Raw genomic sequence first — 19,656 nt, forward strand, 5'->3', positions numbered from 1 at the left:
TCATTCCTCGGTGAGCAGGGTTTCGGCGGACTTGAGCAGGCTGGCGACCAGCGCTTCGCCCGTGGCGGAATCGAGATCGGGCACTTGCATGGTCCGCACCACGCAGGCGCGACCGAGGCGCAAAATCAGCGCCATGCCCATGATATGGAGGATCAGCGGGCGGCGCTCCGCTTCGGTGAGCGAGGGCCGTGCGACGGCGGAGAGCAGGATCGCGGTCTCCACAAGCGGCCCGATCAACCCATCGTAGAGTCGCGTGAAGGCCTCCGTCGGGTGCTGCTGCTCGCGGGCCACGAACTGCGCAAAGGTCGCCGAGCGCGACGAGAGCAGGAAGCGCGCCAGCGTCTCCAGCAGCGCCAGCATCTGTGTGCGGGCCTGCGCGGGCGTCTGCGGTGGCTGCTTCTCGATGATGGCGATCAGCGGTGCGTAGATACTGCCCACGACGGAGGCGATATGGTCGGCGCAGGCGAGGTAGAGCCCTTCCTTGGAGCCAAAATGATAGGTGATCGAGGACATCGCCGTCCCGCTGGCGCGGGCAATCTCGCGCGTGCTTGCCCCATCGAAGCCGAAGCGGCCGAATTGCTCCAAGGCAGCTTCGATAATCTGCAACGGAAGATCGCTTCTTGCAGGGGTTTCTGTGTCCACGGATGCGGCACCGACATCCGTTGCGAGCGCTTTCTTGCGCGTGCCGGTTACGGCCTCATGCATTTTCTTTGCCCGTCGTGGCGTGGCGGACGTGCTGGTGGCACGTCCCTGAACCGCTCGATCTCGAGATCCTTCGTCGAGCGGCGTTCAACGATGAGCAGCACAATGACGACGGAGACCGCATGAAGGATATTTGTTCGATCGAACGAACAATGTCAAATGGTGAGAGTAACCGTCAGGAAGGCTAGGTTGAACCGCTGCGACGCCCTAGCGATCCGTAGGAGCCTCCTCTTCGCGCCCCTCGACAGGTTGATCCAGCTTGGCCTTTGAATCCGGCGCATCCGTCTTGGCACGGGCCTGCCCCTTGCGGCGGCGCAGATTGGCCCGCAGCGCTTCGGCGAGCCGGCGTTGGCGGTCGGAGGGCGGGGTGCTCATCCTCTTGCTTTACGAATCCGGCTTTTGCGCTGCAAGTCGCCTTGACAAGGCCAGACGGTAAGGCCATAGGCGCGGCCTTGCTGACGCGGGGTACCCCTGCGAACGGCAGTGCTGCCGTAGCTCAGTGGTAGAGCGCATCCTTGGTAAGGCTGAGGTCGCGAGTTCAATCCTCGCCGGCAGCACCATTTTCCCCCATTCTGTTGTGAAGAACGCACAGCCGCTCCCCAAAGGGCGGTCGCGGGCCATGAGAAATCATCGACTTACAGCGTATGAGCGGCGCCGCAGACACACCTCACCCCGGTGAGTAAACGTGTAATCGACGTTTATTTGCCCCCTCCCCATCGCTCCCTACCTTTCAAGCACGGTTCAAAACATCTGAAAGGTATCCGTCATGAAGTCATCACTGCTTTACACCGCTGCGTTGCTGCTGAGCGGCGGCATTGCTGTGCCAGCCATGGCGCAGGACACCACAGCGCCGGCCACTGCACAGCCGGCGGCCCCCGCGTCGCCCGCCTCGCCCGCAGCGCCGGCTTCTCCTGCCACGCCGGCCGCACCGGCCACGGCAGCGGCTCCCACGAGCTTTACGGACGCGGAGCTGGTCGGCTTTGCCAAGGCCGCTATCCAGGCGGACAAGATCCAGAAGGACGCAACGGTCGCTGCCGACGCCAAGCAGGAGCAGATGCTCGCCGCCGTGCAGTCCAATGGCCTGACGCCGGCGCGCTACAACGAGATTGCCCAGGCGACCCGGACCAATCCGGATCTCGTGAAGAAGATCCAGGAACTGGCCTCGGCCGACATGGCGACCCAGCAGCCGGCCACCGCGAATCCCTAAGACGCGGCGCGCACAACGCTGAAACGAATTGGGCGGCTCCCTCAGGAGCCGCCCATTTTCATGCCCGGTTGTCCTGCGCCTTCACCCGCAATCGCCATGCATGAAGCAGGGGCTCGGTATAGCCGTTCGGTTGCGCGACGCCCTCGAACACCAAGGCCCGTGCGGCTTTCAGCGCAAGGCTCTCCGGATGGCCTGCCATCGGTCGGTAGAGCGGATCGCCGGCATTCTGCGCGTCGACCTTGGCCGCCATCTTCTCGAAGGCCGCATCGACCTGCGCTGGCGTACACACGCCATGGAGCAGCCAGTTGGCGATATGCTGGGAGGAAATGCGCAGCGTCGCGCGATCTTCCATCAGGCCGATGTCGTTGATGTCCGGCACCTTGGAACAGCCAACCCCCTGATCGATCCAGCGCACAACATAGCCGAGAATCCCCTGCGCATTATTCTCCAGCTCCTCGACGATCTCCTGCTCGGACCAGTTGGTGCCGGGCGAGAGTGGCACGGTGAGCAGGTCCGAAAGCGGCGCCACCGGCTCGTGTCCGCGCTCCTGCTGGCGCGCCGCGACATCGACGGTGTGATAATGCGTCGCGTGCAGCGTCGCCGCCGTCGGGGAGGGCACCCAGGCCGTGTTCGCCCCGCTCATGGGATGCGCGATCTTCTGCTCGAGCATGTCGGCCATCCGGTCCGGCGCCGCCCACATGCCCTTGCCGATCTGCGCCCGGCCGGAGAACCCACAGGCCAGACCGATCTGCACGTTGCGATCCTCATAGGCCTTGATCCAGGCGGCGCTCTTCATGTCGCCCTTGCGGATCATCGCCCCGGCCCGCATCGATGTGTGAATCTCATCGCCAGTCCGGTCGAGGAAGCCGGTGTTGATGAACACCACCCGATCCTTGACCGCCGCGATGCAGGCCATGAGGTTGGCAGACGTCCTCCGCTCCTCGTCCATTACGCCGACCTTGATGGTGTGCCGGTCCATGCCCAGCATATCCTCGATCGCATCGAACAGATCGTTGGTGAAGGCGCATTCCTCCGGCCCGTGCATCTTGGGCTTCACGATGTAGACGCTGCCGGCGAGACTGTTGCGCACCGGGCCGGCGCCCTTGAGATCGTGCAGGGCAATCAGGCTGGTGACGATGCCATCGAGAATGCCCTCGGGCGCCTCGGCACCATCGGGCAGCACAATCGCTGGCGTGGTCATCAGATGGCCGACATTGCGGACGAGCAGGAGGCTGCGTCCCTTGAGCGACCATTCCGACCCGTCGCGATCCTTGAAAACCCGGTCCTGGTTGAGCCTGCGCGTCTGCGTCTTGCCGCCTTTCTCGAACGTCGCAGAGAGGTCACCCTGCATCAGCCCGAGCCAGTTGGCATAGGCCGCCACCTTGTCCTCCGCATCCACCGCCGCGACCGAATCCTCCAGATCGACAATGGTCGAGAGCGCTGATTCGATCACTACGTCAGCGATGCCCGAGGGATCATCCTTGCCGATGGGGTGATTGCGATCGAACACCACCTCGATATGCAGGCCGTTCTTGCGGAACAGGCGGCCCTTGGGCGTCTGGCCGACATATTGGGTGCCATCCGCGATCGCGAAGCCCTTGGCGGGATCGCCCATGTCCGCCCAGCTTCCGGACACCAGCGGCACAGCCTGGTCGAGAAAGGCCTTGGCCCAGGCGATGACCTGCGCGCCGCGCTCGGGATCGTATCCGCCCGGCCTGGCCGTTCCCGGCAAGGCATCCGTGCCGTAGAGCGCATCGTACAGGCTACCCCAGCGCGCATTGGCCGCGTTGAGCAGGAAGCGGGCGTTGAGCACCGGCACCACCAATTGCGGACCGGCCAGCGTTGCGAGCTCGGCATCGACCTTTTGCGGATCGATGGTGAAGGGCGCCGGCTCTGGAACGAGATAACCAATCTCGCGCAGGAACGCCTCATAGGCCGGCTGATCGATCGGTTGGCCGGCCCGCGCCTCATGCCAGGCATCGATCTGCGCCTGAAGATCGTCGCGCTTCGCCAGCAACGCCCGATTGCGCGGTGCAAAATCGGCGAAGATCGCCGCCGTCCCGGCCCAAAAGGCTTGCGCAGTCAGCCCCGTACCCGGCAGCGCGCGCTGCTCGATGAAATCGGCCAGTTCCTGCGCCACCGAGAGCCCGGCGCGGTCCACCTTGTTCGTCATGCCTTGCATCCCCGCCGTTCAGCCCTGCGCCTTGAGGCCGGCCGCTGCCAGCCCGGCCAGCGCGGCCGCTTCGTCATTGTCCGATGTGTCGCCGGTCACCCCGACCGCGCCGATCGCCACGCCCTCATCGTCGACGATGATGACGCCACCGGCGGCCGGGATCACCGCATGCGGCGCGGAGGCCGCAAAAGCGCCGATGAACCAGGGCCGCTCCTGCGCCATGTCCCCCAGCTTGCGCGAGGAAACGCCCATGGCGAGCGCGCCGGCCGCCTTGCCCGTCGCCACCTGCGCGCGCGCGAAAGAAGCGCCATCGCCACGCTGAAAGGCGATCAAATGCCCGCCCGCATCCACGACGGCGGCGCTCAGCGGTTTGAACCCTGCGGCCTGCCCTTTCGCGAAGACGCCCTCGATGACCGCATTGGCCTGTTGCAAACTGATCCGGCTCATAAATCTGTTCCTTCCGCTCACGTGCGATCATCGGGATTTGGCTGTGCGTGGACATAGCCGGCCCGTTCAGTCGAGACCAGCAAAGTCCGCGTCGAATCAGCCGCGAAGCGCAACGCCTTGCTGGCGACAGGACATCGGTCACAGCAACTGCCGAAATGCCAACGCCCCGGTCACAAAGCGGTTCAGCATCGCGCCAAAACGCATTAAGGGGCGGCCCACACTCCGCACTCGCGATGAAATACGAGGGACGTCATGACCGATACCAAGCTGATCGCCACCATCGATGCCGCGTGGGAGGACCGCGCCAATATCGGCCTGTCCACCACTGGTGACGTCCGTGCGGCGGTGGAGAAGGCGCTGGCGCTGCTGGACAGCGGCGAGGCACGCGTTGCCGAGCCCACCGGGAATGGCTGGCAGGTCAATCAGTGGCTCAAGAAGGCCGTGCTGCTCTCCTTCCGCCTCAACGACAATGCGCTGATCGACAACGGGCCCGGCGCCGGCCACTGGTGGGACAAGGTGCCCTCCAAGTTCGCCAACTGGGGCGAGGCGGATTTCCGCGCCGCGGGCTTCCGCGCCGTGCCCGGTTCCATCGTCCGCGCCGGCAGCTATGTCGGCAAGAACGTCATCCTGATGCCCAGCTTCACCAATATCGGCGCGTTCGTGGGTGACGGCACGATGGTCGACACCTGGGTGACGGTGGGTAGCTGCGCGCAGATCGGCAAGAACGTCCACCTCTCCGGCGGCGTCGGCATTGGCGGCGTGCTGGAACCGCTGCAGGCGGATCCGGTGATCATCGAGGATGATTGCTTCATCGGCGCACGCTCGGAAGTCGTCGAGGGAGTCCGCATCGGCCAGGGCTCGGTGCTGTCGATGGGCGTGTTCATCGGCCAGTCGACCAAGATCGTCGATCGCGCCACCGGCAAGGTCTATATGGGCGAGGTGCCGCCCTATTCGGTGGTTGTGCCAGGCTCGCTCCCCGGCAAGCCGTTGCCGGACGGCACGCCCGGCCCGAGCCTCTATTGCGCCGTCATCGTCAAGACCGTCGACGCACAGACCCGCTCCAAGACGGGCATCAACGACCTGCTGCGCGACTGATCAGGAAGGGGGGCGGGGCCAGACCACGCCCCGCCTTCCCCTATTCCTCAGGCGGCTTTGAGCTGGCGCAAATCCCGTCCGCTCGGCTCCTGGAAAACCCGCAAATCGAAGGAGTCCAGCACGGCCAGCATATGGTCGAAGATGTCGGCCTGGATCGCCTCATAGGCCGCCCAAGCCGTGGTGGTAGTGAAGCAGTAGATTTCCAGCGGAATGCCCTGCGGCGTCGGGTCCAGTTGCCGCACCAGCAGCGTCATCTCCTTCGAGATGCGCGCATTGGCCCGCAGATAGGCGGCCATATAAGCCCGGAACGTCCCGAAATTGGTGACCCGCCGGCTGTTCACCGGATCGAGGCCGTCATCAGCGATGCGACTGTTCCATCGCTCCAGCTCCGCCTGCTTTTCCATCAAATAGTCGCCCAGCAGCGCAAAGCGGCGCAGGCTCTGCTCTTCCTGATCGGACAGAAACCGCACGCTGGTCTGGTCGATCATCAGCGAGCGCTTGATCCGCCGCCCGCCTGATTCGGACATGCCGCGCCAGTTCTTGAAGCTCTCCTCGATCAGCCGGTGGGTCGGGATGGTGGTGATCGTCTTGTCCCAGTTCTGCACCTTCACCGTGTGCAGCGCGATGTCGATCACGTCGCCATCAGCATTGAGCTGCGGCATCTCGATCCAGTCACCGACGCGCAACATGTCGTTGGAGGTCAGCTGGACGGACGCCACCAGCGACAGGATCGTATCCTTGAACACCAGCATGATGACTGCCGCCATGGCGCCAAGGCCGGACAGCAGCAGCAGCGGCGACTTGTCCATCAGCTGGGCGATCATCAGGATCGCCGCCGCCGCAAACAGCACGATCTTGAGAACCTGGATATAGCCCTTGATCGGCCGGTTCACGGCGTGCGGCCGCCGCTGGTAGAGATCGTTGACGAAGGTCAGTGCATGGCTGAGCGCCAGCACGATGGTGAGGATCACGAACGCGCCCGCCACATTCTGCACCACCGTCACCAGCGACGGCGGCAGATGCGGCACGGCCGCGATCCCGCGTGAGACGACCATAGCCGGGACGATATTGGTCAGCCGGGCCACCGCGCGGCCGAGCGCGGGCGTATCGTGCGGCAGGACGCGCAGCGCCATGCGCAGCAGGATCGACTTGAAGATGAAGTTCGCGAGCGCCGCGACCGCGATCAGGATTGCCAGCCCGGCGAGGCTTTCAGCCCAGGCCGGCAGACCGGCGAACCATCGATCGAGAAGGGGAATGGAAAAGGAAGGGTCGGTTGCCGTGGGAATAGAATCAATCATGACAAAGGGCGCGGCCGCGAGCGGGCCGGCGATAAGCTCCTGTTTTATCTCAAATTGGGCGGCCAACCTGCCTGCCTTTAGGCATGAAGTCAAACCAGCGGCCGGATTGCGCGGGCCGCTGGCTGCTCCCCCGATCTAGACCGGCGTTGAAATCTTCATGAGGACAAGGCCCGAAACAATCAGCCCGGCGGCGGTTAATCGCAGCACTGTAAGCGCCTCCCCAAAAAACGCGATGCCGACAGCGAATGCGCCGAGCGCGCCGATGCCCGTCCAGATCGTATAGGCCGTGCCGAGTGGCAAAACCTTCAGCGACCATGCCAGACAGGCAAAGCTGAGCAGCATCGCCGCGATCATGACGAAGGTGGGCCATAGCCGGGTGAAGCCATCCGACTGCTTCATGGCCGTCGCCCAGACGACCTCGAACAAACCCGCGATAAAAAGCGCAATCCACGCCATGACAGCCTCCTGAAAGCGCCGGGCCGTCCCGGTCTTGACGTCAGAGGCGGGAACGTGGTCGCCGCGGAGAAAATCTAGGAGCCGCACCACGCTCGATCAAGGGGTGCGGCTAGAGGGCGATCCGACCCTCAGCCGCCGCCGAGCAGGCGCTGGCGGAGGCGTTCCATGCCGATGGCGTCAATGGCGACTGCCCGATCGGGCGCCTTGAGCACCTCGGCCAGATAGCCAAGCGTCTGCGCCGCAAGATCGAACTGCTGCAAGGCGGTCGCCCGGCTCGTGACATCCACCGTTTCGACCAGTTGCGCGCCGAGGTCTTCGATCAGATGCCGCAGCACATCCAGTTCCTCGGCGATCCGCCGATCCAGCTCCGCAGTCGGGGCCGAGGCGCGGGGCGCCGTCCCAGCCGCAGCGAGCCGTGATGACGGCAGAGGCGCATCGGCGCGGGGCAGCCCGGTCTGACTTGCGGCAGCGATCCAATTGCCCTCGCGCCAGCCGGACACCGAAATCGTGCCCTCAAAGCGCACGCCGCAGCGATTCTTGTCCACCCAGATGACCGTGGCGCCCATCTCAAGCTGCAAGCGCCGCAAGATAAGGCCAGCACCGACCGGCGGCAGCGCAGCGCCTTCCAGCAATGCGCCGTGCTCGGAGAGATTGCGGATGCGCACCGGAGCGGCGATCCCCTCCGCCTCGATAGTCGCGGACAGGAGCAGATTCGTGCGGGAAGGCCGAGCGGCCGCTGGGTTGGACTGGTCTGCCGGCATCGGCACAATCGGCTTCCTATCCAAAAAACATTCTCTAGAACCGTCGCTCGGTCCGGCGTCCGTCCGACCTCCCGGACGTCTGCGGGGCTGAGGAAATCTCCCCGCAAATAGCAGGCTCGCTTGCCGGCGCAAATCCCATCCGTCGACTCGCGCCCCATGCCGAGTCCCGAAATGCGCCGAACGGGCCGCGTTGCAATTGATTAGCGCCGGCGCCGGCACGTGCCTATATCGACGCTATGGCACCACCCAGAAAGCCCACCCGTCCTCAGCCCGCCGGCCTGCCGACGCGCGAACAGATCCTCGATTTCATCAGCAATGCCGATCAGCCGGCAGGCAAGCGCGAGATCGCCAAGGCCTTCGGTCTGCGCGGCAACGAGAAAATCGCGCTCAAGGCCCTGCTGCGCGACATGGCCGATGAAGGCCTGCTCGAAACCGGCAAGGCGCGGGCCTTCAACCTGATGGGCGGCGTCCCCAAGGTCACCGTCCTGCGCGTGGTCGAGTCCGATGGCGGCCAGGTCATCGCCGTACCGGAGCGCTGGGAAGCCGAGGGCCACCCTATTCCCAAGCTGCGCGTCATCGAGCGCGGCAAGCGCGGCGCTCTGGGCGTTGGCGACCGGATTCTGGCGCGCACCGAGCAGGCCGGTCATGGCTGGGTCGCCCATCCGATGAAGAAGCTGGCCGGCGCGACCGAGCAGATGCTCGGCGTGGTGGCCAAGGACGAGCGCGGCAAGCTGATCCTGCGTCCCGTCGATAAACGCATCCGCTATGAGACGCCGATCAGCGACCAGGGCGATGCGCAGCCGGGCGATCTCGTGCTGGCCGAGAAGAGTGGCCGACCGCCGCGCGTCACGGCGCGGGTGACGGACGTGCTTGGCGACCCCTTCCAGCCGCGTAGCTTCAGCCTGATCGCCATTCACAAATATGGCATTCCCGACGTGTTTCCCGAGGAGGCCGAGGCCGAAGCCGCGAAGGTCCACGACCTGCCTCTCCACACCGATGCGCGCGAGGACCTGCGCGCCCTGCCCATCGTGGCGATCGATCCGGTCGATGCCCGCGATTTCGACGATGCCGTGTGGGCCGCGCCGGACGATGATCCGGCCAATGAAGGCGGCTTCAAGGCCATCGTCGCCATTGCAGACGTCTCTTATTATGTGCGCCCCGGCTCGGCGCTGGATCGCTCGGCGCGCAAGCGCGGCAACAGCGTCTATTTCCCCGACCGTGTCGTGCCGATGCTGCCGCACGCGCTCTCGTCGGACATGTGCTCGCTCAAGGCCGGCGAGGATCGCGCCGTACTGGCCTGCCACCTCGTCATCGGACCGGGCGGTGCGCTCAAATCCTGGCGCTTTACCCGCGCGATCATCCGTGTCGCCGCCAACATTCCCTATGAGATGGCGCAGGCCGCCATCGACCGCGTCGAAGGCAAGCCCGAGCGAACCTTCTCCGACACCCGGCTCGACACGGGCCTGATTGATCGCCTCAAAGGCGATGGGCTGATCGACGAGGCGCTGGTGCCGCTCTGGGCTTGCTGGCGGGCGCTCGCCAAGGCACGCGATGCCCGTGGTCCGCTCGATCTCGACCTGCCCGAGCGCCGGGTCGTGCTCGACGAGGAAGGTCGCATCGTCAGCATCGCCATCCGTGAACGGCTTGATGCACACCGGCTGATCGAGGATTTCATGGTCACCGCCAATGTCGCCGCAGCCAAGGCGCTGGAAGCCAAGAAGGCGCCGGTCATGTACCGGGTCCATGAGCCGCCCAGCCGGGAGAAGCTGACGACGCTCAAGGAGTATCTTGAAACCTACGGCATCAGCCTGGCGCTCGGGCAGGTGATCACCACCAAGACCTTCAACCGGCTGATCGAGCAGATTCCGGATGATGCCGCCGCGCGCCCGCAGATCATGGAGCAGATCCTGCGCAGCCAGACGCAGGCCTATTACGGCCCGCGCAATCTCGGCCATTTCGGCCTGTCGCTCGGCTCTTATGCGCACTTCACCTCACCGATCCGGCGCTATTCGGACCTTTTGGTGCATCGCTCGCTGGTCGGCGCCTATGGGCTGGAAATGCCAGCCCCGGCGGACAAGTCGCTCCCGCGCGAAACGCGGCTCTCTTCGGAAGACGTGGCCGATCTCGCGCCCATCGGCGAGCGGATCAGCCAATATGAGCGGCGGGCGATGGAAGCGGAACGCGAAACGGTCGACCGCTATGTCGCCGCATTTCTGGCGCAGCATGTCGGCGAGATCATGGCCTGCCGCATCACCGGTGTGCAGAGTTTCGGCTTCTTTGCCACCGTCGTCGAACTGGGCGGCGATGGCCTCGTGCCCGTCTCGACGCTCGGTGGCGAATATTTCCGCTATGACGAGGTACAGCAGGCGCTGATCGGCGAGGACAGCGGCGACCGCTATGCCATGGGCGATCGCATTGACCTGCGCATCGCCGAATCCGACCCGGTGAGCGGCGCGCTACGTTTCGAGATTCCGCACGGCGCCAGCCACATGCCCGAACGCAAGGACCGTCGCCGTCCCGGCAGTGCGCCCGTCCGCCGCACCGGACGCCCGCCGAACATCCGGCACACCGCGCGCCGCAAGGGGCCGGTCAAACGCCGCTGATCGCGCGGGACATTGGATAAAGGGGCGCTCCATCTAGGCGCGCCCCGTCGTTCATTCCTGCGCTGTCAGGTCAAAAGGCATAGAACAGAGAAAACTGCAGCACAGGGTAAACCTTGTACTTGTTGACCTCGTCGTTGACATCCGCCTGCTCCTTGAGCAACTGCTCCTGGAAAGCCGCGTTGGTCGCGAGGCTACCGGTGGCCCGCAGCGCATCCACGCGCGGCGTGCCCTGGAACATGGCGCCGGCGTCCACGCCGAACTTGATGCCGCGCGTCAGGCCACCCGCATAACCCACGGTCAGCAACGGCGCGAAGTCCTTGGCGCGGATCGTGCCGGAGAGCGTGCCGATCTCGCTCGGGGTATAAGTGACATCGCCGATGGTCACAGGCTCGGTCGGCGTCGCCGTAGCGCTGACCCGGTTCTTGGCGATGCGGAAACCACCGGAAAGCCGGAACCCGCCGCCGAACGGATAGACGTCCGCGACGGCGCCATAGGATTCGAGCTTCAGCTTGCCCTCATAGGTCAGGTCGTTGACGTCGATGTCATGGCTGAAATCGAAGAAGGACGCGCTGGCTCGTACGCCAAACGTGTCATTGATCCTCATCCCCACTTCCGGCCCGGCGCCGAGCGTGCCGGCGGTGACGCCAACCGAGTAACGCGCATCTTCTGCGAAGGCGGGCGACACCGCCAGAAGCGTGGCGGTGCTCAGTGCGAGACAGGTCTTCATCTTGATAGGCATTTTTGCTTTCCCCCCAAATGTCGTGAGGGCGCGCTCATGCCCGAGCCGGGTACAGGCGTCATATCCTGTCAGGGATATACGCCGCGGACGCGATCGCTGTGTTTCGGCGGCCGATTATTCGTGCTGCCGGCCGAAGTCAGGCGCGGCGTCGTCCTGCCCTTGCTCGATGATCGAGCGGCGGATCGCCCGCGTCTTGCTGAAATGCTCGAACAGCGCGTCGCCATCGCCCCAGCGAATGGCCCGTTGCAGTTGCGAGAGATCCTCCGAGAAGCGCTGAAGCATCTCCAGCACTGCATCCTTGTTGGTGAGGAAGACATCGCGCCACATGGTGGGATCGGATGCGGCGATGCGGGTGAAGTCGCGAAAGCCGCCGGCCGAATATTTGATGACCTCGCTGCGCGTCACGCTCTCCAGATCATTCGCCGTGCCAACGATCGTATAGGCGATGAGGTGCGGCAAATGGCTTGTGACGGCCAGGACCAGATCATGATGCGCGGCATCCATGATCTCGACATTGGCGCCCAGTCGCTGCCACAGCGCCTCGACCCGCGTGACCGCAACCGGATCGGTCCCGGCCGGCGGCGTGAGGATACACCAGCGGTTCCGGAACAGCGTCGCAAAGCCTGCCTCCGGGCCGCTATTCTCGGTGCCAGCAACCGGATGCGCGGGCACCAGCGTCACATCAGGCAGGACACGATGGATTTCGGCGATGATGCTGGCTTGTGAGGAGGCCACCTCCGAGAGGATGACATCGGCTGCCAGATCGTCACGGATCGCCTCGGCAACCGGCGCCATCGCGCCCGGCGGCACGCACAGCACCACCAGATCGGCGTCGATCACCGCCGCGCCGGGCGTGTCCGTCACATCGTCGCACAGGTCGATCCGCCGCGCGGTCTCCCGCACTTCCGGATTGGCATCATGCCCGACCACCCGCACGGTCGGCGCATAGGCCCGCAGGGCGCGCGCCAGCGACGATCCGATCAGGCCCAGCCCGATGATGGCAACGCGCGAAAAGGGCAGCATCAGGCGCCGACGATCCGGCGGAGTGCAGCGACGAGCCCCTTCATGTCTTCCGGCGTGCCGATGGTGATGCGCAGGGCATTGGGCAGATCCTGCCCCGGCAGCCAGCGCACGATGTAGCCGGCGTCCATCAGGTCCTTATAGGCCGTCTCGGCGCTCGTCTCGCCCTCGAACAGCACGAGGCTGAAATTGGCCTTGGACGGCACGGCGCGCAGCCCCTTGTTGCTAAGCGCCCCGATCTCCGTCTCGAACCAGGCGCGCCATTCGCTGTTGTGCGCGCGGCTCTTCTCCACAAAGTCCTGCGCCTCCAGCGCCGCGACCGCCGCGCGGGACGAGGCGATCGGGAAGGAGAAGGGCTGGCGGATACGATGCATCGCGTCGATCACCTCCGCACTGGCATAGCCCCAGCCGACCCGGCCGGCAGCAAGGCCGAAGATCTTGGAGAAGGTGCGCGTGACCAGCACATTGGGCGCGGTGCGGGCCAGTTCCAGCCCGCCATCGTCATCCTCGGCGTCGAGATATTCGCTATAGGCCTGATCCAGCACCAGCAGCACATGCGGCGGCAGTCCGGCATGCAGGCGGGCGATCTCCGCGCGAGGCGTGAACGTGCCGGTCGGGTTGTTCGGATTGGCGAGGAACACCAGGCGGGTGCGGTCCGTGACATGGGCGAGGATGGCATCGACATCCGTCGCATAATCCTTGTCCGCCACCTCGACGGGCACCGCGCCGACGCGCCGCGTCGCGATGGGGTAGACCGAGAAGCCATAGCGCATGAAGATGATCTCATCGCCCGCGCCCGCGAAGGTGCCGGCGGCCATGTGCAGCACTTCATCTGACCCCGTCCCGTAGATGATCCGTGCCGGGTCCAGCCCGTGCCGCTGCGCAATCGCTTCGCGCAGCTCAACCGCAGCGGAGTCGGGATAGCGCTCCAGGCAGTCGGCAGCGGAGCGGAATGCCGCGCGCACCGGCTCGGCCGTGCCGAAGGGATTTTCATTGGACGAAAGCTTCACGACCTCGCGGCCATCGTCCGCCTTCGACTTGCCCGGCACATAAGGCGCGATGGCCATGATCCAGTCCTTGGCGACGGGTGCGGCGGGCTTTTGGAGATCGTCTGTCATGGCGTGGCGCTTTAGCCCCGCTGCGCGCAATTGGCAAAGGCCTGTGCGATTAGCCCAAAGCTCCGCGATGATGCGCTCGACAGCCCCGCCCGGCAGGCCCGATTGACAATGCCCGTTCTTCGGCTCAAGCGCTGGATCATGTCCATGGAGAGTGCCATCGCTTCCACAGACCAGCGCTTCGGCCTGCGGCGGTCCATCCGGCTGGCAGGGCCGCTCCGGCTCGATAGCGGCGCTAGCCTGACGCCCGTTGAGATCGCTTACGAAACCTATGGCACATTGAACGCGCAGGGCAGCAATGCCGTGCTGATCTGCCATGCGCTGACCGGCGATCAGTTCGTGGCGTCGGAACATCCGGTGACAGGCAAGCCGGGCTGGTGGACGCGCGCCGTGGGGCCCGGCAAGCCCATTGACCCCGAGCGGCATTTCATCATTTGCGCCAATGTGTTGGGCAGTTGCCTCGGCTCTTCCGGCCCGGCCAGCATCGATCCTGCCACCGGTGCGCCTTTTGCGATGCGCTTTCCCGTCATCACCATCGCCGACATGGTCCGCGCACAGGCGATGCTGCTCGATCATCTGGGCGTGGCCCAGCTTGCCGCCGTGGTCGGCGGCTCGATGGGCGGGATGCAGGCGCTGGCGTGGCCGACCCTCTATCCCGAGCGCGTGCGCGCCGTGCTGGCGATTGCCACCACCGCCCGTCACAGCGCGCAAAACATCGCCTTTCACGAGGTCGGGCGCCAAGCGATCATGGCCGACCCGCGCTGGCGCGGCGGCGACTATTATGCGAGCGGCGAGCCCCCGGCTGCGGGCTTGGCGGTGGCACGCATGGCCGCGCACATCACCTATCTCTCCGAAGCCGGGCTGACCGAAAAGTTCGGGCGCAAGCTGCAGGCGCGGGAGGCGAAGACCTTCGGCTTCGATGCCGACTTCCAGGTCGAGAGCTATTTGCGCCACCAGGGCATCAGCTTCGTCGAGCGGTTCGACGCGAACAGCTATCTCTATATCACCCGGGCGACGGATTATTTCGATCTGGCGGAGGATCATGGCGGCAGTCTGGCCAATGCGTTCGCGCGGACGCAGGCGCGCTTCTGCATCATCAGTTTCGACACAGACTGGCTTTACCCAACGACAGAGTCCCGCAACATCGTGCACGCGCTCCATGCCGCCGGTCGGGCCGCAACCTTCGTCGAGCTTTCGAGCCCCTTCGGGCATGACAGCTTCCTGCTCGATGCGCCGGAGATGAATCGCGTGCTCGACGGCTTCCTGAGAGGCGGCGCGTGACCGGGATGCCCCATGACATCACATTGAGCGACGATCCGGCCCGGCTGGACCGCGCACGCATTCATGGCTGGCTAGCCTCGAGCTATTGGTCGCCCGGCATCGCCCGCGCGCTGGTGGACCGGGCCATTGACGGATCGCACTGCCTCGGCGCCTATCGCAACGGCACCCAAGTCGGCTTCGCCCGCATGATCACCGACCATGCCACCTTCGCCTGGCTGAGCGACGTCTGGATAGACGAGGCCGCGCGCGGGGCCGGCCTCGCACGCCGCATGGTCCAGTGGTTTCTCGATCATCCTGATTTCCAGGGCATCCGGCGTATCGGCCTCACCACGCTCGATGCGCATGGCGTCTATGCCCCGCTCGGTTTCCGCAGCCCGCGAAAGCCGGACCGCTACATGGAACGGCTCGACCCCGCCTTCGACACACTGCTGAACGGCGAAGAGACTTCACCGCATGACTGACGGCCTGCGTCCGGATCTTGCGCTGATCGCGCGCCATGTCACCACGGGTTCTCGGGTGCTGGACGTGGGGTGCGGCGATGGCGCCCTCATGGCGGCGATGCGCGACGGAGCACACGCGGATGTGCGCGGGCTGGAGATTGATCCGGCCAATGTCGCCGCAGCCGTCGGGCGCGGTCTGCCGGTTGTTCAGGGCGATGCCGACACCGACCTTGGCTATTATCCCGACAAGAGCTTCGATTTCGCGATCCTCAGTCAGACGCTCCAGACCACGCGGCGGCCAGACAAGGTGATCGAGCAACTGCTGCGCATCGGCAAACAGGCGTTCGTGTCCTTCCCCAATTTCGCGCACTGGCGCGGGCGCCTCTCGCTGATGTGGGGCGGGCGCATGCCGGTGACGCCGCTGCTGCCCGAGCGCTGGTACGAAACCCCCAACATCCATCACCTCACCATCGACGATTTTCGGGCGCTGGTGCGCGAGCGCGGCTGGACCATCGATGCCCAATGGTTCCTCAACCATGGCCGCACGACCGGATCGGCCAATGCCAATCTGTTCGCCGAACATGCCGTCTTCCTACTGCATGCGTGATGGGCGCCACACCACCCTTCCGAACCATGCTGCAGTGCAACAACGGGGTGGCCAGATCGCAGCAGGCGGTGCATAGGGCGTGCCACGAACAGAACAGCGAAACGACGACATGACTGCTGCGGCTAAGCCCTTTCCCATGAACGAACGTGAATTTGTCGGCCTGATGGCGTCGATCATGGCGCTCAATGCGCTCGCCATCGATGCGATGCTGCCGGCCTTCCCCGCGATTCGCGCGTCCCTGAACGTGGCCGACCCCAATTCGCTGCAATATATGATCACGGCCTATATGCTGGCCAATGCCGTCGGATCGCTGGTCGCCGGTCCGCTGGCCGACCGGTTCGGTCGCCGGCCGATGCTGCTGCTCAGCATTACCTTTTCAGCGCTCGGCGGCCTCGCCAGCGCGCTGGCGCCGACCTACGAGATGCTGCTCACGATGCGCGCGGTGCACGGCTTCTTTGCCGCGGGCCTGGGCGTGCTCGCCGTGTCCGTGATCCGCGATCGCTACTCGGGCGACACCATGGCGCGGCTGATGAGCGTGATCTTCATCATCTTCATGCTGGTGCCGGTCATCGCTCCCTCCGTAGGTCAATTGGTGCTGACCGTGGCATCTTGGCGCGAGATCTTCCTCGTCCTCGCAGCTTATGCCAGCATCGTACTGGTGTGGACATGGCGCCGGCTGCCGGAGACGCTCGATGAAGATCAGCGCCAGCGCATTTCCCTGCCGGTCATCGCCCGCAACTGGGCGGCGGTCGTCAAGGATCGTCAGGGCCTGGGCTATATGCTCGGCGCGGGGATCATGATGGGCGGCATGTTCGGCTTTCTGAACAGCGCGCAGCAGATCTTCTTCGACGTGTTCGACGCCGGGGCCTTCTTCCCGCTTGCCTTCGCCTGCGTGGCGGGGTCGATGGCGGTGGCGAACTTCTCGAACAGCCGCATCGTCGAGCGCTTCGGTGCGCGCAGGGTTTCGCACCTCGCGCTCATCTTCTTCATCGTCGTCAGCATTGCCCAGCTGCTGGCCAGCCAGATGCATCCCGAGCCGCTGCTGCTGTTCATGGTGCTGATCGCGCTCAACATGGGCATGGTCGGCTTTACCGGATCGAACTTCGGCTCGATCGCCATGGAGCCCTTCGGTCACATCGCCGGATCGGCCGCCAGCTTCCAGAGCTTTGCGCGCATGGCGATTGCGACGCTGATCGGGGCGGCGACCGGACAAAGGTTCGACGGCACCACCCAGCCACTGGCGGAAGGCTTCATGGCCACCGGGCTGGTCGCGCTCGTCTTCATCCTGCTTGCCGAACGCGGACGCCTCTTCACCCGCCCGCGTCGCAACGCCATGCGGCCCCCGCTGCCGCCGCGCTAAGTGGCGGCGGGCGGGCGCTCGGCGAGCTGCGCCGTCCTTCATTTCCTGAGTCTCTCACCCTATCTGAGGTGAAAGGCTGGCGCGTGCCCGCCTGCGGAGATCGTTCGTGCGCAAGGCAATTCTCGGCCGTTACGGCAACAATCAGGGTCACTGGGTCGGCGATGGCTTCCCGGTTCGCTCGCTCTTTTCCTATCATGACCTTGGGCAACAGATCAGCCCGTTCCTGCTGCTCGATTATGCCGGGCCGCATGCGTTCGAACCGACCCAGACCCGGCGGGGTGTGGGACAGCACCCCCATCGCGGATTCGAGACGGTCACCATCGTGTATGATGGCGAAGTGCAGCATCGCGATTCCACGGGCAATGGCGGCATCATCGGACCCGGCGATGTGCAATGGATGACGGCCGCTGGCGGCATTTTGCACGAGGAGTTCCATTCGCCCGCCTTCGCGCGCGCCGGCGGTCCGTTCCGGATCGTGCAGCTCTGGGTGAACCTCCCCGGCAAGGACAAGATGGGGCCGGCGGGTTATCAGGCGATTTCGGCCGAAGACATCCCCACCCTCGACCTCGGTGCTGATACGGGTACCGCACGCATCATCGCGGGCGTACTTGGCGACGCTCAGGGGCCGGCCCGCACCTTCACGCCCATCAACGTGTGGGATGTGCGGCTGAACGCAGGCGCGGACACGACGCTCGATCTGCCTGAGGGACACATTGCCCTGATCGTCGCGCTGAGCGGCCGGCTCACGATCAATGGCACTCAGCCGCTTGATGAGGCCGAGGTTCTGCTGCTGAGTCAAGACGGCAAGGATGTTCAAATCCAGGCCGCGGGCGAGTCGAGCCTGCTCGTCCTCACCGGTGAACCGATCGACGAACCGATTGTCGGCTACGGGCCCTTCGTGATGAACAGCGAAGCGGAAATCCACGCCGCGATCAATGATTTCAACAGCGGGCGGTTTGGCGCGTCCGTGTGATCGCCGGACAGGATGCTGGTGGGCGATGACGGGCTCGAACCGCCGACATTCTCGGTGTAAACGAGACGCTCTACCAACTGAGCTAATCGCCCCAGCAGCATCGTGACGGTTCGCCCGTCACAGGCGCCCCTTATCGGTCGCTATGGGGGCGGGTCAAGCTGTGCTTCAACGCGGCGGCGCCAGAAGCCCGCCCCTGCGGCGCACCTTGTCGACCCATTGCAGGGCCGCCTCCGCCGTCTCGTCGGTCAGGTCGATGAATACCCGCCGCCCATCGGTGGGATCAGCAAGCCGGACCAGGATTTTGCGCTCGGTCAGCTGCGTCATCCAGCGCAGCGCCGTGGTTGGCGGAACGGCAGCGGCAATGCAGAGGCTCGAAACCGAAACGCGCTGGCCGGCAAGGCGGGCCGCCAGCAGGTCCAGCAGCATGTCCCAGGCGGGATCGGCGAACAGGTCCGCCGGCAGAAACTCGTCGCGGAGCCGCCGCGCCCGGATGAGGGTGCGGATCTCCGCGGCACTGGCGCGGCTTTCGATCGGCGACCGCTCCGCCATGGCCGGCTGGGCTGGGAGCGCTGCGGCCTGAGGCTTTTGTGTGGAGGGCGGCGGGGAAAGCGCCTGTCCGCTTTGCGATGTCGAACCCGCTAGCGACGAGGCAGGCTTGGCGCTGCCGGACAGTCGCTCGAGCGTCTGGGCGAGCCGGCGGACTTCCTCGCTCAGTCTCTCCAGCCGAACGCCCTCCCCGTCCCCGGCGATATCGCGCATCGTCGCAGGCCCGGACGTCATTGGGCGCAGCCCGGCTGAGACGAGCATCGTGACGATGTCCGCAAGGCTGGGATCGCACAAGACCTCGGCCTCGACGCCTTCGAGAAGCGCAAAAGCGCGCTCGAGGGAAGCCAGATCGACGAGCACACAGACCCGGCGCCCCTTCAGCATAACTTGTGGCGCCAAGGGATGCTCCAGCCAGTCGTGGGCCTCCTCACCCCTTAGATCGAGCAGCAGCAGATCGGGCACGGTCGAGACCGCCGACCAAAGAAGGGCCGTGAGGCTTGTAGACCCGATGCATTGCAGTCCCGCGCGCTCTGCAGCCCGCGCCAAAAAGTCACCTGCCGGGCGATCCCCTCCCACCAGGACCGTGGGCTGCTCCAACGCTTCGCACAGCATCTGGTCGAGCCGGGGCGCAAAGCTTGCATCATAACGCGGGTTGTCATCGAAGCCTGTTAACATTTGGAGCCTCAATTGCTTGATCTGACACCAATATGCGCCATTCGCTTAACCTTTTGAACCAGTTTTGTTCCATTTTGGATGAATTGGCTGTCCCGCCACCAATCCAATCCTATCGGCACCGAGCCGGGGCGCCACGTCCGCGCTCTGATTGGCCCGGC

Annotated in this window: 19 protein-coding genes and 2 tRNA genes; 9 read left to right on the forward strand and 12 right to left on the reverse strand. The window is 65.1% G+C overall.

The window, feature by feature from the left end; translation table 11 throughout:
* Both M2337_RS02770 and M2337_RS02775 read right to left on the reverse strand, forming a co-directional pair.
* On the reverse strand, positions 1 to 705 hold the full coding sequence (locus M2337_RS02770) for a CerR family C-terminal domain-containing protein (RefSeq protein ID WP_264571606.1): 705 nt from the start codon (positions 703 to 705) through the stop codon (positions 1 to 3).
* A 204-nt stretch (positions 706 to 909) separates the two neighbouring features.
* Entirely contained in the window at positions 910 to 1,077 is a 168-nt protein-coding gene (locus tag M2337_RS02775) for a hypothetical protein (RefSeq protein ID WP_264571607.1), read from the reverse strand.
* Between the two features lie 110 nt (positions 1,078 to 1,187).
* On the opposite strand from M2337_RS02775, the gene M2337_RS02780 reads away from it, so the two are divergent.
* A tRNA-Thr gene (locus M2337_RS02780) sits at positions 1,188 to 1,262 on the forward strand.
* A 206-nt stretch (positions 1,263 to 1,468) separates the two neighbouring features.
* Positions 1,469 to 1,909, forward strand: a complete 441-nt coding sequence (locus M2337_RS02785; RefSeq protein ID WP_264571608.1) for a DUF4168 domain-containing protein — start codon at positions 1,469 to 1,471, stop codon at positions 1,907 to 1,909.
* Between the two features lie 58 nt (positions 1,910 to 1,967).
* On the opposite strand, the gene M2337_RS02790 is transcribed toward M2337_RS02785, so the two are convergent.
* On the reverse strand, positions 1,968 to 4,082 hold the full coding sequence (locus tag M2337_RS02790) for a malate synthase G (protein ID WP_264571609.1): 2,115 nt from the start codon (positions 4,080 to 4,082) through the stop codon (positions 1,968 to 1,970).
* 18 nt (positions 4,083 to 4,100) lie between these two features.
* On the reverse strand, positions 4,101 to 4,529 hold the full coding sequence (locus M2337_RS02795) for a GlcG/HbpS family heme-binding protein (RefSeq protein WP_264571610.1): 429 nt from the start codon (positions 4,527 to 4,529) through the stop codon (positions 4,101 to 4,103).
* Between the two features lie 252 nt (positions 4,530 to 4,781).
* Here M2337_RS02795 and dapD point away from each other — a divergent pair, with 252 nt between their 5' ends.
* A complete protein-coding gene (gene dapD / locus M2337_RS02800; RefSeq protein WP_264571611.1) occupies positions 4,782 to 5,624 on the forward strand; it encodes a 2,3,4,5-tetrahydropyridine-2,6-dicarboxylate N-succinyltransferase in 843 nt (280 codons plus the stop codon).
* Between the two features lie 47 nt (positions 5,625 to 5,671).
* Here the strand turns inward: dapD and M2337_RS02805 are convergent, their stop codons facing one another.
* From M2337_RS02805 to M2337_RS02815, 3 genes are all read right to left on the reverse strand, one after another.
* On the reverse strand, positions 5,672 to 6,922 hold the full coding sequence (locus M2337_RS02805) for a mechanosensitive ion channel family protein (RefSeq protein WP_264571612.1): 1,251 nt from the start codon (positions 6,920 to 6,922) through the stop codon (positions 5,672 to 5,674).
* A gap of 135 nt (positions 6,923 to 7,057) precedes the next feature.
* Positions 7,058 to 7,378, reverse strand: coding sequence for a DMT family transporter (locus M2337_RS02810; RefSeq protein ID WP_264571613.1), 321 nt, complete (start codon positions 7,376 to 7,378; stop codon positions 7,058 to 7,060).
* A gap of 128 nt (positions 7,379 to 7,506) precedes the next feature.
* Positions 7,507 to 8,139 (reverse strand): PilZ domain-containing protein, encoded by a 633-nt coding sequence (locus M2337_RS02815; RefSeq protein WP_264572330.1) that lies wholly within the window; start codon positions 8,137 to 8,139, stop codon positions 7,507 to 7,509.
* Between the two features lie 236 nt (positions 8,140 to 8,375).
* Between M2337_RS02815 and M2337_RS02820 the strand changes: the two genes are divergently transcribed.
* Complete coding sequence (locus tag M2337_RS02820) at positions 8,376 to 10,742, forward strand: ribonuclease R family protein (protein ID WP_264571614.1); 2,367 nt, start codon at positions 8,376 to 8,378, stop codon at positions 10,740 to 10,742.
* Between the two features lie 70 nt (positions 10,743 to 10,812).
* On the opposite strand, the gene M2337_RS02825 is transcribed toward M2337_RS02820, so the two are convergent.
* From M2337_RS02825 to hisC, 3 genes are all read right to left on the reverse strand, one after another.
* Complete coding sequence (locus tag M2337_RS02825; protein WP_181560998.1) at positions 10,813 to 11,481, reverse strand: hypothetical protein; 669 nt, start codon at positions 11,479 to 11,481, stop codon at positions 10,813 to 10,815.
* 114 nt (positions 11,482 to 11,595) lie between these two features.
* Positions 11,596 to 12,504 (reverse strand): prephenate/arogenate dehydrogenase family protein, encoded by a 909-nt coding sequence (locus M2337_RS02830; protein WP_264571615.1) that lies wholly within the window; start codon positions 12,502 to 12,504, stop codon positions 11,596 to 11,598.
* Entirely contained in the window at positions 12,504 to 13,619 is a 1,116-nt protein-coding gene (gene hisC / locus M2337_RS02835) for a histidinol-phosphate transaminase (protein WP_181561000.1), read from the reverse strand. Before hisC ends, M2337_RS02830 begins: the two co-directional genes overlap by 1 nt.
* A gap of 138 nt (positions 13,620 to 13,757) precedes the next feature.
* Here hisC and metX point away from each other — a divergent pair, with 138 nt between their 5' ends.
* From metX to M2337_RS02860, 5 genes are all read left to right on the forward strand, one after another.
* Complete coding sequence (gene metX / locus M2337_RS02840) at positions 13,758 to 14,897, forward strand: homoserine O-acetyltransferase MetX (protein WP_181561001.1); 1,140 nt, start codon at positions 13,758 to 13,760, stop codon at positions 14,895 to 14,897.
* A gap of 5 nt (positions 14,898 to 14,902) precedes the next feature.
* Entirely contained in the window at positions 14,903 to 15,358 is a 456-nt protein-coding gene (locus M2337_RS02845) for a GNAT family N-acetyltransferase (RefSeq protein WP_264572331.1), read from the forward strand.
* Positions 15,351 to 15,944, forward strand: coding sequence for a methionine biosynthesis protein MetW (metW, locus tag M2337_RS02850; RefSeq protein WP_264571616.1), 594 nt, complete (start codon positions 15,351 to 15,353; stop codon positions 15,942 to 15,944). Before M2337_RS02845 ends, metW begins: the two co-directional genes overlap by 8 nt.
* A 136-nt stretch (positions 15,945 to 16,080) precedes the next feature.
* Positions 16,081 to 17,304, forward strand: coding sequence for a multidrug effflux MFS transporter (locus M2337_RS02855; protein ID WP_264571617.1), 1,224 nt, complete (start codon positions 16,081 to 16,083; stop codon positions 17,302 to 17,304).
* A 106-nt stretch (positions 17,305 to 17,410) separates the two neighbouring features.
* The gene (locus M2337_RS02860; protein WP_264571618.1) at positions 17,411 to 18,277 is read left to right on the forward strand and encodes a pirin family protein; all 867 of its coding nucleotides are present in this window, start codon (positions 17,411 to 17,413) and stop codon (positions 18,275 to 18,277) included.
* A gap of 16 nt (positions 18,278 to 18,293) precedes the next feature.
* Here M2337_RS02860 and M2337_RS02865 read toward each other — a convergent pair.
* Together M2337_RS02865 and M2337_RS02870 are read right to left on the reverse strand one after the other, a co-directional pair.
* Positions 18,294 to 18,369 (reverse strand) — tRNA-Val (locus tag M2337_RS02865).
* A gap of 73 nt (positions 18,370 to 18,442) precedes the next feature.
* Positions 18,443 to 19,498: a MarR family transcriptional regulator gene (locus tag M2337_RS02870; RefSeq protein ID WP_264571619.1), complete on the reverse strand. Its 1,056-nt coding sequence runs from the start codon at positions 19,496 to 19,498 to the stop codon at positions 18,443 to 18,445.
* Positions 19,499 to 19,656: the final 158 nt, after the last annotated feature.

Source organism: Sphingobium sp. B2D3A (assembly GCF_025961795.1).
GTDB lineage: Bacteria > Pseudomonadota > Alphaproteobacteria > Sphingomonadales > Sphingomonadaceae > Sphingobium.